The sequence below is a fragment of the Cognaticolwellia beringensis genome, from assembly GCF_002076895.1.
Taxonomy (GTDB): Bacteria; Pseudomonadota; Gammaproteobacteria; order Enterobacterales; family Alteromonadaceae; genus Cognaticolwellia; species Cognaticolwellia beringensis.
In genome coordinates this window covers 119869-135845 of sequence record NZ_CP020465.1, presented here as the reverse complement: position 1 = coordinate 135845, position 15977 = coordinate 119869, and the positions used below count along the sequence as shown (strand labels likewise).

General features: G+C 40.0%; 8 protein-coding genes. 3 read left to right on the top strand and 5 right to left on the bottom strand.

Going from position 1 to position 15977, the window contains the following annotated elements:
- Window positions 1-18: 18 nt before the first annotated feature.
- Complete coding sequence (locus tag B5D82_RS00555; protein ID WP_157673814.1) at window positions 19-792, top strand: hypothetical protein; 774 nt, start codon at window positions 19-21, stop codon at window positions 790-792.
- Between the two features lie 1150 nt (window positions 793-1942).
- Window positions 1943-3118 carry an IS4 family transposase gene (locus B5D82_RS00550; protein ID WP_081148330.1) on the top strand — a complete coding sequence of 392 codons (1176 nt, stop codon included), beginning with the start codon at window positions 1943-1945 and terminating at the stop codon, window positions 3116-3118.
- A gap of 344 nt (window positions 3119-3462) precedes the next feature.
- On the opposite strand, the gene acnB is transcribed toward B5D82_RS00550, so the two are convergent.
- Window positions 3463-6054: a bifunctional aconitate hydratase 2/2-methylisocitrate dehydratase gene (acnB, locus tag B5D82_RS00545; protein WP_081148366.1), complete on the bottom strand. Its 2592-nt coding sequence runs from the start codon at window positions 6052-6054 to the stop codon at window positions 3463-3465.
- 674 nt (window positions 6055-6728) lie between these two features.
- Between acnB and B5D82_RS00540 the strand changes: the two genes are divergently transcribed.
- Window positions 6729-9524, top strand: coding sequence for a bifunctional aconitate hydratase 2/2-methylisocitrate dehydratase (locus B5D82_RS00540; protein ID WP_081148363.1), 2796 nt, complete (start codon window positions 6729-6731; stop codon window positions 9522-9524).
- Window positions 9525-9715: 191 nt separating this feature from the next.
- On the opposite strand, the gene B5D82_RS00535 is transcribed toward B5D82_RS00540, so the two are convergent.
- The 4 genes from B5D82_RS00535 to aceF form a co-directional block, all read right to left on the bottom strand.
- Window positions 9716-10060: a hypothetical protein gene (locus B5D82_RS00535; protein WP_081148360.1), complete on the bottom strand. Its 345-nt coding sequence runs from the start codon at window positions 10058-10060 to the stop codon at window positions 9716-9718.
- Between the two features lie 146 nt (window positions 10061-10206).
- Complete coding sequence (locus B5D82_RS00530) at window positions 10207-12159, bottom strand: alpha/beta hydrolase family protein (protein WP_157673813.1); 1953 nt, start codon at window positions 12157-12159, stop codon at window positions 10207-10209.
- A 141-nt stretch (window positions 12160-12300) separates the two neighbouring features.
- The gene (lpdA, locus tag B5D82_RS00525; protein ID WP_081148356.1) at window positions 12301-13731 is read right to left on the bottom strand and encodes a dihydrolipoyl dehydrogenase; all 1431 of its coding nucleotides are present in this window, start codon (window positions 13729-13731) and stop codon (window positions 12301-12303) included.
- A 256-nt stretch (window positions 13732-13987) separates the two neighbouring features.
- Window positions 13988-15976 (bottom strand): pyruvate dehydrogenase complex dihydrolipoyllysine-residue acetyltransferase, encoded by a 1989-nt coding sequence (gene aceF, locus B5D82_RS00520; RefSeq protein ID WP_081148354.1) that lies wholly within the window; start codon window positions 15974-15976, stop codon window positions 13988-13990.
- Between the last annotated feature and the right edge of the window lies 1 nt (window position 15977).

The window sequence follows — 15977 nt, the reverse complement described above, 5'->3', positions numbered from 1 at the left end:
TCTGATATTGATATCGTTGTGCGAAAAGGAACTTACTCCGCCATTCTATTTTCCCTGATTATTCATGGCATAATTCTTTTTTTAATGCTGATGGCACAAGCAAACAAACCAAAAATAGTAAAATCAACGACTAAAATAATCCCCATAAAAAGCTTTATATATTACCCGCCAAATGTAGCCAAAACTGATACAAGCTCAGCTAATAAAAAATTGTTAGAAAAAGAACCGCCAATTGAAGCCACTTCTAATGAACAAACTGAGCTTAATAGTAAACCAACACAAAAGAACCTAACGCCTGAAATAACAAAAAACGCTCTTGATGATTCACCTCTAACTGGCTTAGCGGTAATAGAAGCTATCGAATTACCTGAAACGAACAATAAAACCACTGAGCCGAAACCCTTACCCAATCCTACAAATAGAAAATTAGATAGCTTCACGCAATTACAAAAGCTGCGCAGTACACTTAATAAAAATTCGGTTCAAAATACAGATAATCCTTATCAAAGCTATCAACCACCTTCAGTGTTTAACACCAACTCAACGTCGGTTCCACATTCTTTCCCCATGAAAGATGTAGAGAAAGAGCGAGAAAAAAACACTAAAAACATGGGTTCAGGCATAGCTATAACCAAGGGTGATGATGGCAGATGTTCAGTGACTCAAGACTTAAGTGTTTATGGTTTAAGCGAAGGTTCATCAACGCAATTTTTCAGCTGTGGTGAATCAAAGTTCGATAAAAGCTTTCGTGAGCATATGAGAAAAGTTAAAAGTAAATTGGGTAAAGATTAATCCGCTAATATGTCCACACATTTTACAATATTGCTTAAGCGTTTTTATTTAATGCTCTTTAGCAGACATGCCGATTGGAAAAAGAATAACCGATACAGGTGCGATTCCTCATCAGGTTAAGCGCTTGCTTAACCATTGACGGGCTGAAGCCCGACCTACAAAAAATCAGCCTAACGCTGCATTATTACCGTGACTGCCCTTGTAGGTTGGACTTTAGTCCATCAAGCTAAATGCCTGTCTGTTTAACAGTTTAGCTGCTGACGGGCTGAAGCCCGACCTACAAAAAAATCAACCTAACGCTGCATTATTACCCCAACAGCCCTTGTAGGTTGGACTTTAGTCCATCAAGCTAAATGTTTGTCTGTTTAACCGTTTATCTGCTGACGGGCTGAAGCCCGACCTACAAAAAATCAGCCTAACGCTGCATTATTTCCGCGACTGCCCTTGTAGGTTGGATTTCAATCCATCAAGCTAAATGTCTGTCTGTTTAGCTGCTGACGGGCTGAAGCCCGACCTACAAAAAATCAGCCTAACGCTGCATTATTTCCGTAACTGCCCTTGTAGGTTGGACTTTAATCCATCAAGCTAAATGTCTGTCTGTTTAACAGTTTAGCTGCTGACGGGCTGAAGCCCGACCTACAAAAAAATCAGCCTAGCGCTGCATTATTTCCGTGACTGCCCTTGTAGGTTGGACTTTAATCCATCAAGCTAAATGTCTGTCTGTTTAACCGTTTATCTGCTGACGGGCTGAAGCCCGACCTACAAAAAATCAGCCTAACGCTGCATTATTTCCGCGACTGCCCTTGTAGGTTGGATTTCAATCCATCAAGCTAAATGTCTGTCTGTTTAGCTGCTGACGGGCTAAAGCCCGACCTACAAAAAATCAGCCTAACGCTGCATTATTACCGCGACTGCCCTTGTAGGTTGGACTTTAGTCCATCAAGCTAAATGTCTGTATGTTTAGCTGCTTAACTGCTGACGGGCTGAAGCCCGACCTACAAAAAATCAGCCTAACGCTGCATTATTTCCGTGACTGCCCTTGTAGGTTGGACTTTAGTCTGAGGAATCCCCACAAGTTTAAGAAGTAAGCGCTTGATATCTGGTAAAATGTTAATCACCACAAAAAACAAATATACCAAATACAAGCGCTATGCCTTCATTATCAGACTTATTCACCTTTGATTCAAACACTTTAGATCCTAGAATTACAAAATCTCTTTTTACTGCTGCTGATAGTCTCATCAATGGTGCGGCATTGACCTTAACCTCGATGGGAAGACACGCTGCTAGCTTGCAGGGTAAATCAGAAAAACACGCGATAAAACGTATCGATAGACTGCTTGGGAGTCAGCCTTTATATCAGAATAGGCAGTCATTTTACCAGGACATTGCACGGCTGTTTATTACGACACCCCACCCACTTATTCATGTGGACTGGTCCACCGTCTACAACTATAACTTCGTCATGCTCAGAGCCGCCATTTCTATTGGAGGACGTGCAGTTACGATCTATGAGGAAGTTCATCCTGAAAGTAAACACACGAACCACCAAGTACACTTGAACTTCATTGCTAATTTAAAAAAGATATTACCTGAAGATATTCAGCCTATTATATGCACGGATGCGGGCTTTAAAATCCCGTGGTTTAAAGCGATCGAGGCTCAGCAATGGTACTGGCTTGCAAGGACAAGAGGCACTGTAAAATGCCAACGTCAAGGTGAAAGCGATTGGCATTATGTGAGCAAATGTCACCATCTTGCGCTCTCTATAGCAAGTGAGCTCAAAGGCGTAATCTTATCAAAGGCTCATCAATTTGTTTGTCGTGGTGTCTTATTCAAAGGACGAAAGATGTATCGCCATAAGCTTAATCGAAAGGGCGTAACCACAAAATGTAAAACCAATATAAAGAGTTCAAAGTCAGCTAAAGAGCCTTGGTTCTTAGTATCTAATTTACCTAGAAATACATTTAAACCGCAGCATTTAGTGAATATGTATAAACGAAGAATGGCCATTGAAGAATCCTTTAGAGACTGTAAAAATGAATACTATGGCTTAGGCTTGTCTCGTAGTTTAAGCCGTTCAGTAGAAAGGCTGCAGGTTATTTTACTGTTAAGTATGATGGTTCAATTTTATCTATATTGTGTAGGCAAGGCAGCGGAATCAGCAGGCTATCATCGGCAATTCCAAGCAAACTCGGTGAAAACTAAGCGTGTGCTATCTTATGGGTATTTAGCGCTAAGGATCCTACAACATAAGCGGTATTATATATCGGATAAGATGATAATCAGTGCAATGAAGGCACTGATTCATGAAAGTTTATATTGAGAAACTTGTGGGGATCTCTCAGACTTTAGTCCATCAGCTTTGATTTAAATATATTTTTACAAAAAAACACCTAAAAAGGTGTTTTTATAATGGGTCTTTTCTTTAAGCTAAATGGTGAAATAACAAGGCAGAATTGCGCAGCGTATGTGTATACGTGAGCACTTCTAACACCGTTATTTATTTAGTTATTTAGTTATTTAGTTATTTAGTTATTTAGTCAGTCTACATTGGGTATTTTCTTTAAGCTAAAAGTGAAATAACAAGGCAGAAGCGCGCAGCGTATGTGTATACGTGAGCACTTCTAACGCCGTTATTTATTCATTTAGCGACAAGAAAACATCTAATTAGGCTTCTACTTGCAAAATAACCTGATCCGCTTTACTTGTGTAGCTTTCCATCTTATGAAAGTTCAAGTATCGGTATGTATCAGCCGCTGTTGCATCAATTTGTGAAGCATATTGCATATACTCTTCAACCGAAGGTAGTTTACCTAAAATAGCCCCTACACCGGCTAACTCTGCTGAGGTTAAATAAACGTTAGCGCCATTACCTAAACGGTTAGGGAAGTTGCGTGTTGAGGTTGATAGTACTGTAGATTTTTCTTCAACACGTGCTTGGTTACCCATACACAATGAACAACCTGGTGGTTCCATTCGTGCGCCCGCTTTATCATAAATACTATAGTAACCCTCAGCAGTAAGTTGATCTCTATCCATTTTCGTTGGCGGAGCAACCCATAAGCGTGTTGGTAAGGTTTTTCCAAACTTCTCAATCAGTTTACCAGCAGCACGGAAATGGCCAATATTAGTCATACATGAGCCGATAAATACTTCATCGACTGCAACACCAGCAACTTCTGATAATAGTTTTGCATCATCAGGGTCATTAGGACAACACACGATTGGCTCTTTAATGTCGGCTAAATCAATTTCAATAATGTGTGCATATTCTGCGTCACTATCAGCTTCCATTAATGATGGATTTGCTAACCATGCTTGCATAGCTTTAATACGGCGAGTTATGGTACGCACATCACCATAACCTTCGCTGATCATCCACTTTAACATTACAATGTTTGATTGCAGATATTCAGCCACCGCGGCTTCTTCAACTTTAATTGCACAACCACCGGCAGAACGTTCAGCTGATGCGTCAGACAATTCAAACATTTGTTCAACGGTTAAGCCTTTAAGGCCTTCTATTTCCAATATTCGACCTGAAAATTCGTTTACTTTACCGGCTTTAGCAACGGTTAATAAACCATTTTTGATGCCGTAATAAGGAATAGCATGCACTAAATCGCGTAAGGTAATACCTGGCTGCATTTCACCTTTAAAGCGCACCAATACTGATTCAGGCATATCCAGTGGCATTACTCCCGTTGCAGCCGCAAAAGCAACTAAACCAGAACCGGCAGGAAATGAAATACCTAATGGGAAGCGCGTATGTGAGTCACCACCGGTACCAACGGTATCAGGTAATAGCATACGATTTAACCAAGAATGAATAATACCATCGCCAGGGCGAAGCGAAACACCGCCACGATTCATCATAAAGTCAGGTAAGGTGTGATGCGTCACAACATCAACAGGCTTTGGATAGGCAGAAGTATGACAAAAAGACTGCATGGTTAAATCAGCAGAAAAACCTAAACAAGCTAAGTCTTTCAGCTCATCACGTGTCATAGGGCCAGTTGTATCTTGCGAGCCTACTGTCGTCATTTTAGGTTCACAGTATTGACCAGCGCGAACCCCCTCAACACCACAAGCTTTACCGACCATTTTCTGCGCTAGCGTGTAGCCTTTTGTTGAGGCTGTAGGCTCAACCGCAGTGGCAAATATATCTGTAGCTTTAAGACCTAACGCTTCACGAGCACGTCCCGTCAGGCCACGTCCAATGATCAAAGGAATACGTCCGCCAGCACGAACTTCATCTAACAATACTGCGCTGAGTTTGAATTCTGAGATAACGTCACCAGCAGCATTCCTAACAACACCTTCATATGGATAAATATCAATGACATCACCCATATTCATTTTTTGCACGTCTAATTCAATCGGCAATGCGCCAGAATCTTCCATGGTGTTGTAGAAGATAGGGGCAATTTTTCCACCTAAACATACACCACCACTGCGCTTGTTTGGGATACAAGGAATATCGTCACCCATAAACCATAATACTGAGTTAGTCGCAGACTTACGCGAAGAACCGGTACCCACAACATCACCCACATAAGCGAGTGGAATCCCCTCTTTTTGTAATGTTTCAATTTGCGTAATAGGACCGACAACACCATCTTCGTTAGGTGTTATACCTTCACGTTCGATTTTAAGCATAGCTTTAGCGTGTAATGGAATATCTGGACGTGACCAAGCATCGGGTGCTGGTGACAAGTCATCGGTATTTGTTTCACCGGTAACTTTAAATACTTTTACCGTGATTTTGTCGGCCACTTTTTCTTTTGATGTAAACCATTCGGCATCAGCCCAAGACTGCATCACTTGCTTAGCAGCAGCATTACCAGCTTCAGCTTTCTCTTGCACATCATGAAAAGCATCAAACATTAATAAAGTCTGTGACAAACCTTTAGCCACTGTTGCTGCTAAAGTCTTGTTGTCTAACAGTTCAATCATAGGTTGAATATTGTAGCCACCCAACATAGTGCCTAATAATTCAGTCGCTTTTTCAGCACTTAAAATTGAAGACGTTGCTTCGCCTTTAGACACTGCAGCTAAAAACCCAGCTTTAACATAAGCAGCATCATCAACGCCAGCAGGCACTCGATTAGTTAATAGATCCATTAAAAAAGCTTCTTCACCTGGTGGTGGCGCTTTCACTAACTCAATAAGGGCTGCTGTTTGTTCAGCATCTAATGGTTTTGGAACAATACCTTCTGCAGTTCGTTCTGCAATGTGGTTGCGATATTCTTTAAGCACGACATTCACCTTTGTGATAAACGACACTCAATACTTTTATTAAGACTCGATAACTTGACTATCGAGGATAAGAAAAAGTGGTTAAGTACCTATGATTAAAAGTTCTAAAAGACTTTCAGACTACTGCTTACATTAGCATTAAAATCAGCAAATTAAAAAAATTTGAAGCATGATTATTTTATTCAACATAGGCAATTTAGAGTATGTAACAAGCTGAAATTAACGTTATGTAAATACGATATAAATGACAATTATTAACAAAAACCTCACCAGTATAACCGTTCTTTCTACTACCTATAGATTTTATGAATAGTGCTTATTTAACCAAGTGATTAGTAGTAAGTATAAAATCAGGTAGAATATAGGCAAATTTTACACTGCTAGGCTTTGTTGACCTTTCATGTATAAGTTTTGTTCGAATTAAAATTTATTAACAGCAACGCAGTAATGTAGCTTAATCGTCTTAATGTCAGTTTTTGCAATATTGAGCAATAAACATTCAACGTATACGAGGAGCAGCGTTTATCAGCTAAGCTAATTTACTATCCCTAGCTAGCTAAAAAAATACATATTCAAGCTTTAATAAATGTTTATAAGCAGCCGAACAAAACTAGCAAAAATCAGCAAACTCTAGTGATTATATTACTAGTATATTTAGTCAAAGAGGGAATCAAATGAGCCTGTATTTAGAATATATAGCAGAAATTAAAAATCGTAAGAATGAGCTAGGCTTAGCACCTAAGCCAATTGATAGCGCTGATTTACTAGCTGAAATTATTGAGCAAATTAAAGATCAAGGTAATCAACACAGAGCCGATTCACTTAATTTCTTCATTTACAACACCTTACCAGGCACTACCAGTGCAGCTGGTGAAAAAGCTAAATTCCTAAAAGAAATTATTTTAGGTGAATATGCTGTTGCTGAAATTACGCCAACGTTTGCTTTTGAGCTATTGTCACACATGAAAGGCGGTCCTTCGATTGAAGTTCTTCTAGATTTAGCCTTATCTGACGATGCTTCAGTTGCAACAACCGCAGCAGAAATATTGAAAACGCAAGTTTTCTTATACGACGCAGATACAGCACGTCTTGAAGCGGCTTATAAAGCGGGCAACGCTATCGCAAAAGATATTCTTGAAAGTTACGCTAATGCAGAGTTTTTCACTAAACTTCCTGATATCGCTGAAAAAATTGACGTAGTAACTTACATCGCAGGTGAAGGTGATATCTCAACTGACTTACTATCTCCTGGTCACCAAGCTCACTCACGTGCTGACCGTGAATTACACGGTAAGTGTATGATCACGCCAGAAGCGCAAGAAGAAATTCAAGCACTACAAGCTAAGCACCCTGAAGCGAAAGTTATGCTTATCGCTGAAAAAGGTACTATGGGTGTAGGCTCATCACGTATGTCGGGTGTTAACAACGTTGCACTTTGGGCAGGTAAACAAGCAAGTCCTTATGTACCTTTTATAAACATTGCACCTGTTGTTGCTGGTACTAACGGTATTTCGCCAATCTTCTTAACGACTGTTGATGTAACTGGTGGTATTGGTCTTGATCTTAAAAACTGGGTTAAGAAAGTCGATGCAAACGGTAACACAGTTGTAGACGAGAATGGCGATGCCGTATTAGAAGAAGCATATTCAGTTGCTACCGGCACTGTGTTAACGATTGATACTAAAGCGAAGAAGTTATTAAACGGTGATAAAGAGCTAGCAGACATCTCTTCAGCTTTCACTCCACAAAAAGTGGAATTCATGAAAGCAGGTGGCTCTTACGCGGTTGTATTTGGTAAAAAATTACAAACTTTTGCCTCTGAAGCTTTAGGTGTACCAACTAAACTTGTTTATGCTGCTTCGAAAGAGATTTCACATGAAGGTCAAGGCCTTACTGCCGTTGAAAAAATATTCAACAGAAATGCAGTTGGTGTTCTTTCTGAAACCGATCTTCACGCAGGTTCAGATGTTCGCGTTAGAGTAAACATTGTTGGTTCGCAAGATACTACTGGCCCTATGACATGCCAAGAGCTAGAAGCGATGGCTGCTTCTACTATTTCACCGTTAGTTGATGGTGCATACCAGTCTGGTTGTCATACAGCATCAGTATGGGACAGCAAAGCTAAAGCAAACATTCCTAAATTAATGAGCTTTATGAACAAGTTTGGTCTAATCACTGCGCGTGATCCTAAAGGGGTTTACCACGCAATGACTGACGTAATTCATAAAGTATTGAATGATATTACCATCGATGATCGCGCTATCATTATTGGTGGTGACTCTCATACGCGTATGTCTAAAGGTGTAGCATTTGGTGCCGACTCAGGTACTGTTGCAGTTGCTCTTGCTACGGGTGAATCGGCTATGCCAATTCCAGAGTCAGTAAAAGTAACCTTTAAAGGCACTATGCAAGGTCACATGGATTTCCGTGATGTTGTACATGCAACGCAAGCACAAATGCTGAAGCAATTTGGTGGTGAGAATGTATTCCAAGGTCGCATAATCGAAGTACATATTGGTACTTTATTAGCTGACCAAGCATTCACATTTACCGATTGGTCTGCAGAAATGAAAGCAAAAGCTTCAATCTGTATTTCAAATGATGAAACATTAGTCCAATCAATTGAGCTTGCTAAGAGTCGTATCCAAATCATGATCGCTAAAGGGATGGAAAACGAAGCTGGCACTCTTAACGGATTAATCGCATTAGCTGATAAACGTATTGAAGAAGTTAAATCAGGCACTAATCCAGCATTAGCACCAGATGACAATGCTAAATACTACGCAGAAGTTGTAATCGATTTAGATGTTATCGACCAACCAATGATTGCTGACCCTGATGTAAACAACGATGATGCATCTAAGCGTTATACGCATGATGTTATTCGTCCAGTATCATTCTACAATGGTAAGCCTGTAGATCTAGCATTTGTTGGCTCTTGTATGGTTCACAAAGGTGACATGCAAATCATCGCTCAAATGTTACGCAACATTGAAAAGCAAAGCGGCAAGGTTGAATTTAAAGCGCCATTAGTTGTAGCTCCACCGACTTACAACATTGTTGATGAGCTTAAAGCTGAAGGCGATTGGGATATTTTACGTAAGTATTCTGGTTTTGAATTTGATGATGCAAACCCGAAAGGCGCTGCTCGTACTAAGTACGAAAACATCATGTACCTTGAACGCCCAGGCTGTAACTTATGTATGGGTAACCAAGAGAAAGCTGAACCAGGTGATACGGTTATCGCAACATCTACACGCTTATTCCAAGGTCGTGTTGTAGCAGATACCGCAGAGAAAAAAGGTGAATCATTACTAGGTTCAACACCTTTAGTTGTACTTTCATCTGTACTGGGTCGTTTCCCGACCATTGAAGAGTACAAAGCAGCTGTAGAAGGTATCGATTTAACTCGATTTGCTCCACCTACAGAAGAAATGACGACTAAGTACGTACCAATTAAAATGGTATAAGCTTTTGTCTATCTGCCTAGCTAATGCTCTTTGTGGACGTTAGCTAGGTTCATTGCACTTCTTGTTAACTGAACCAGAGCAGTGAAAAGTAAAATCAAAAAAGGTTACTTAATTTAAGTAACCTTTTTTATTGCCTCGCTTTTATTACCCAGAATACTCACCGTAAATAACGGTGTTAAAACTTTATATTCCTACTGCGAAATAGGACATTCAATATTGGCTGATAACGACGGCATGATCATATTTGGAAATGACAATTTATCATCAAAGCGTTCAACGCCTTCTAGCACTTCAATCTTAAAACCATAACTTTTACAAATACGTAATGACTGACGCATTAAAAAAGTCGCTAGTTTACTAAATTCTGTACTTTGTTTTGCGATAACTTGTAGGTGATGCTTACCGTCTTTTAAATCGGTTTGTTTAAACTGAACTTGATGATCGAAATCCCATTGTGATGCACCGTTAGGCGTCTCTACATTGTTTGCACATCCCGTTAGGGCTAAAGCTAACAATAAGTAAATTGAATTTTTCATTATTATAATTTCCTTATAAATCAAGGTTAAATTGAGCGTCTCAGTTACATACAGTATAGTCGTGCAACATCTTTATGGCTATAGCCAACAGATACAAAAAAGCCAGCAGAGTTGCTGGCTTTACAAGCTATAAAGTTTTAAAGGGATTACTTCAAATGTTCTTCAAGGAATTCACTAAGCTGTTTGAATGCCTCAAGTCGATTATCAGCTTCATCTAAATAATGCGTGCCATATTTAAACTCCACATAATCAACATCTAAACCTGCAGATTTTGCCTTATCATAAAAATCGGCAGACTGCTCAACACGCACCTGTGTATCATAACGACCATGCATCAATAAAATTGGCGCTTTAATTTTATCCATATTATTAGTCGCTGACAAACGTTCTAATTCTCCAGCGATACTTTCATCTGTTGGGTCGCCAATAGTATTTACAATGTGCGCACGAAGATTCCCTTGCCATCTATAGTCTTTTTCGGCCAGAGTCAATAAATCACTAATACCTGCAATACTAACAACACAGCTATATTGCTCTGGTTTTTGAAATGCTGCTGTCAAGGCCGCATATCCACCATAGCTATAACCGGCAAAACAAGTCTTATCCGTATTCACAAGATTTTTTGATTTCAACCAATCAAAGCCATTATACACATCTTGCTGCATGCGCTTGCCCCACTCATGATGACCTGAAGCTTGAAAGTTTGTACCAAATCCTCCTGAGCCTCGGTAATTTACTTGCAATACGGCATAGCCTTGGCTTGCGAAAAATTGTACGTACGGGTCAAATGTTTGATAGTCCCTTATGCCAATAGGCCCACCATGCGGCCAAACCACAAGTGGTGGTTTTTTATTATTGTCAGCGGTAACTGGTAAGGTCAAATAACCAGTAATTTCCTCACCGTCATCAGCATTAAAGGTTATTGGTAATACATTGGGCATTGGCTGCCCTTCTAAAAATGGATATGTGCTAAACCACAAGCCCCCTTTTTTGTTTTTTATATCTAACCAAAAAAACTTTTGCGGACTATTATCTTTCGTCGCATACACCAACATTTTAGTTTTATCTTCACTTCGACTATAAACAGTAGCTTGGTAACCTTTAAAGCTATTTTTCACTAACAGCGCTATATTATTATCTTCATTTTGAAAGAAGTGTTGACGTAAATAATCATCGTAATAGTACACACCGATAACACGGCTTCGATCAGGGTTATAAATGACGTCAGCAATGTCATATTTATCATGCCCGTACAACTTCTCGATAAACTTACCCGCTTGAATATCATATGACCACAATGCTTGTCGGCGAGTCTTATAATCAGTTAAAACAAGTAATTTATCGTTCTCAACCATAACAGGCGTAAAAGTTTCACCACTGTAAGCCTTTTGTTTATGAAGAAGTTCCCATTCTGACTGTTCGTTTTTTCTGTGCCAGATGGTATTTACATCCGTGACCTTCTTACTTTTCTCGGTGCCATAGCCAAATAGCACTTGTCCTTTATCGTTGGTTATCCATGTATGAACATTGAATTTATTGACAAATAGCTTGTCAAAATCATTTTCATAAACATTGACTTTATATACCGCTTGTACTTCATCTCTGTAATCATATGTCTGTAATAACACATGCTTTTTATCATCTTTTAATAATGACACCACACTCAAGCTAGCCGCTCTCCTTTTTTCCCAAGACGCCGCACTCGGTGGCATTTTAGTCTTAAGTTCAACGAGATCAGTACCATCAGTGTCTACTGAAAAAATTCGGTCACGTCTAAACCGTTTATTCCCTATACTTTCTGAGTAACTTGCGGTAATAAGCAATCGGGTGGAGTTAACCCACGATATACCCTCTATACGATCTTGACTCTTTTTAAGTTGCACTATGGTCGATACTTCTGCTGAACCAAATGCACTAATAACGATACTAGGACCATCTGGAGCATTATATATTGCCGCAATATGCTCACCATTAGGTGAAACACTAGGGTACTGAATCATAGGCAAATTGCCGAACTGCTCATAATTTAATGCCGGTGTTTTGGCATACCCTAAACAGCTAATGAGACTTAATAAGATTACTGGTAGTATTTTCTTCATAATTTGCATCCAAGCTATTGTTATTTATTTGTTAATTTAACAATATATTTATACACCATTTGGACACAAAAAAGCCAGCATAGTCGCTGGCTTTTTAATTGAAGTGCTTAAACGCTGAGTTAGCGCCAAGTTAAAACGAAATTATTTTTTCTTTTTAACGGCTTTAGCGTTTGGCATATCAGTAATGGTGCCTTCAAAAATCTCTGCAGCCATACCGATTGATTCATTTAACGTTGGGTGAGCATGAATAGTAAGACCTATGTCTTCAGCATCTGCGCCCATTTCAACGGCTAAACAAACTTCACCAAGCATTTCGCCGGCGTTGATACCCACAATAGCACCACCTAATACACGGCCAGTTTCTTTTTCGAAGATCATCTTAGTTTTACCTTCAGTACGCGCAGAAGCAATTGCACGACCAGAAGCAGCCCAAGGGAAGTTAGCCACTTCAATGTTCAAACCTTGCTCTTTCGCTTCACGTTCTGTAACACCTACCCAAGCCATTTCTGGATCAGTATAAGCAATTGAAGGAATACAACGTGGTTCAAAAGTATGTTTCTTACCAGAAATCACTTCAGCAGCACAATGTGCTTCATGTACCGCTTTATGAGCAAGCATAGGTTGACCCACAACATCACCAATAGCGAAAATGTGATTAACGTTAGTGCGAAGCTCATTTGTTACGTTAATAAAGCCACGCTCATCAACATTAACACCAGCTTTATCTGCAGCAACTAAGTGACCGTTTGGCTTACGACCAACAGCAACTAAAATTTTGTCGTAGCGTACTTGTCCTTCAGGGGCATTTTTGCCTTCAAAAGTAACATATAAACCATCGTCTTTGGCTTCAACGGCAACGACTTTTGTTGACAACATAATGTTGAATTTTTTCTTGTTATAGTTAGTGTAAACTTTAACAATATCTTTATCAGCCGCTGGCACTAATTGGTCAGCAAACTCAACAACTGAAACATTTGAGCCTAACGCGCGATATACCGTGCCCATTTCTAAACCAATAATGCCGCCACCAAGTACTAACATTTCTTTTGGTATGTCTTGAAGCTCTAAAGCGCCCGTTGAATCGATTACACGTGGGTCTTCAGTTGGAATGAAAGGTAAATCAACTACTGATGAACCAGCAGCAATAATCGCGTTGTCAAAAGTAATGGTTGTTTTACCGTCAGCGCCTTCTACTTCAATGGTTTTATCTGAAGTGAATTTACCGTAACCAAATACTGTTTTAACTTTACGTGCTTTAGCCATTCCGCCTAAACCACCGGTTAATTGACTAATAACGTCTTCTTTCCAGCCACGAATTTTGTCTAAATCAATTTTAGGAGCGCCAAAAGTAACACCATGAGAAGCCATTGCTGCTGCATCGTCAATAACTTTAGCTACGTGTAAAAGTGCTTTTGAAGGGATACAACCCACATTCAAACAAACGCCACCAAGCGTTTCACGGCTTTCAACTAATATTACGTCTAAACCTAAATCTGCTGCGCGAAATGCTGCTGAATAGCCACCAGGACCCGCACCTAAAACTACTACTTGAGTTTTAATATCGTTACTCATGCTAACCTCAAAATTGATGTATTTATTGCTGGTTTTGCCAGCCTATATTTGCTGAGTAAAATTAAAAGCGTTAACCATTAATATTTCAGCATTTGATTATATCTTACTTGGCGACGATTTTACTTAAACCGCACCAGAATCGCTATCTTTAAATCAGTAATTATTAGCAAAAAGTTGGTAAAAGCGAAAATTAACCGATTACTTTCACTTTACCAACTTTGTGTCATATTACTGTTTTATATCTGCCATTTGGCAATTATAGAATGAGTTTTCTAATATCACTCATGACACCTGCCAGATGTACAGTAAAGCGTGCCGCTAGTGCGCCGTCAATTACACGATGGTCGTAGGACATAGATAACGGTAACATTAACTTAGGTTCAAAATCTTGTCCATTCCATTTAGGTTTCATTTCTGATTTAGAAACACCTAAAATCGCCACTTCTGGAGCATTAACAATCGGCGTGAATGCTGTACCGCCAATACCACCCAGGCTAGAAATAGTAAAACAACCGCCTTGCATATCCGTTGCTTTTAACTTGCCGTCACGTGCTTTTATGCTAATTTCAAGTAATTCACGCGATAACTGGTGAATACCTTTTTGATCAACATCACGCACTACCGGTACAACTAAACCATTAGGTGTATCAACCGCAACACCAATGTGAATATACTTTTTCAGAATTAAGCTTTCACCATCTTCACTCAAGCTAGAGTTAAAGGTTGGAAAGGTACGCAATGCATCTGCTGCGGCTTTTAAAATAAACACTAATGGCGTAATTTTAAAACCAAGCTTTTGCTTTTCACAAATAACATTTTGTTCTTTACGGAAGGCTTCCACATTAGTGATATCGGCTTCATCAAACTGCGTAACATGTGGGATAGTGACCCAGTTACGATGTAAGAATGGACCCGATATTTTCTGAATGCGTGTCAGTGCTTTCGTTTCAACTTCACCAAACTTTGAGAAATCAATTTGCTTAGCGCTAACAACTTGTAAACCACCTTCTCCAGCGGCTACTGAACTACCAGCATTAGCTTTCGGACGAGACAATTCATATTTAACATACGACTGCACATCTTCTTTTAAAATACGGCCTTTACGTCCAGTACCTTTGACTAATGTTAAATCAACCCCAAATTCGCGCGCAATGCGTCGAATAGAAGGTGAAGTATAAATAGCATCGGCATTGGTTAAACCAATTTGCGGATGATGCGGCACAGGTGCTGCCTTTTTAGCTGCTGGCGCTGGTGCTTGGCTAGCAGCCTTTGCTGGCGCTGAAGCAGGCGCAGGAGTTTCTTCCTGAGCAGGAGCACCAGACGACGTTTCAAGCTTGATAACAATTGAGCCTTGCTTAACTTTATCGCCCGTACTGATTAACACTTCTTTTACCGTTCCGGCATGTGACGATGGCACATCCATAGTGGCTTTATCTGTTTCTAACGTGATTAAACCATCTTCAGCTTCAATAACATCGCCCACAGCAACTAGCACATCAATAACGTCAACTTCGCCATCTTCGCCAATATCAGGTACCGCTATTTCGATAACTTCACTGCTTGCAGCCGCCGCAGGCGCTGATTTCTCAGCAGCAGGAGCTTGTGCAGCAGGCGCTTCTTCAGCTGCAGGTGCTTGTTCAGCTGCACTTGATGAAGTTTCAAGCTTAATCACAATAGAGCCTTGCTTAACTTTATCACCGGTATTAATGAGCACTTCTTTAACCGTACCAGCATGAGGTGACGGCACATCCATAGTAGCTTTATCAGTTTCTAACGTGATCAAGCCATCTTCAGCTTCTATCACATCACCTACTGCAACTAGTACTTCGATAACGTCAACTTCGCCATCTTCACCAATATCAGGCACAGCTATTTCAATAACTTCACTACTTGCAGCAGCACTTGGCGTTTTTTCTGCTGCCGGTGCTTCAGGCTTAGCTTCTGGTTCAGCTTTTTCTTCTGACTCGGCTGCAACTGGTGCTTCTGTGCTATCTTCAGCAGCAGCGCCAGCGCCTTTCATTTCAGCAATAACATCACCTTCTTTGATCTTATCGCCAACTTTAACTGAAAGGGCAATAAGTTCACCAGCAAATGGCGCTGGAATATCCATTGATGCTTTATCCGTTTCAACGGTAATAATACCTTCGTCAGCTTCTAAACTGTCGCCTACCGCAAAACAAATCTCGATAACTTCTACTTCATCGCCACCGACATCTGGGACTAGAATTTTTTCAATATCAGACATT

Coding starts and splice junctions, on each gene's coding strand:
- B5D82_RS00550 (WP_081148330.1), top strand. CDS start 1,943: ATGCCTTCATTATCAGACTTATTCACCTTTGATTCAAACACTTTAGAT.
- B5D82_RS00540 (WP_081148363.1), top strand. CDS start 6,729: ATGAGCCTGTATTTAGAATATATAGCAGAAATTAAAAATCGTAAGAAT.
- B5D82_RS00535 (WP_081148360.1), bottom strand. CDS start 10,060: ATGAAAAATTCAATTTACTTATTGTTAGCTTTAGCCCTAACGGGATGT.
- B5D82_RS00530 (WP_157673813.1), bottom strand. CDS start 12,159: ATGAAGAAAATACTACCAGTAATCTTATTAAGTCTCATTAGCTGTTTA.
- lpdA (WP_081148356.1), bottom strand. CDS start 13,731: ATGAGTAACGATATTAAAACTCAAGTAGTAGTTTTAGGTGCGGGTCCT.
- aceF (WP_081148354.1), bottom strand. CDS start 15,976: ATGTCTGATATTGAAAAAATTCTAGTCCCAGATGTCGGTGGCGATGAA.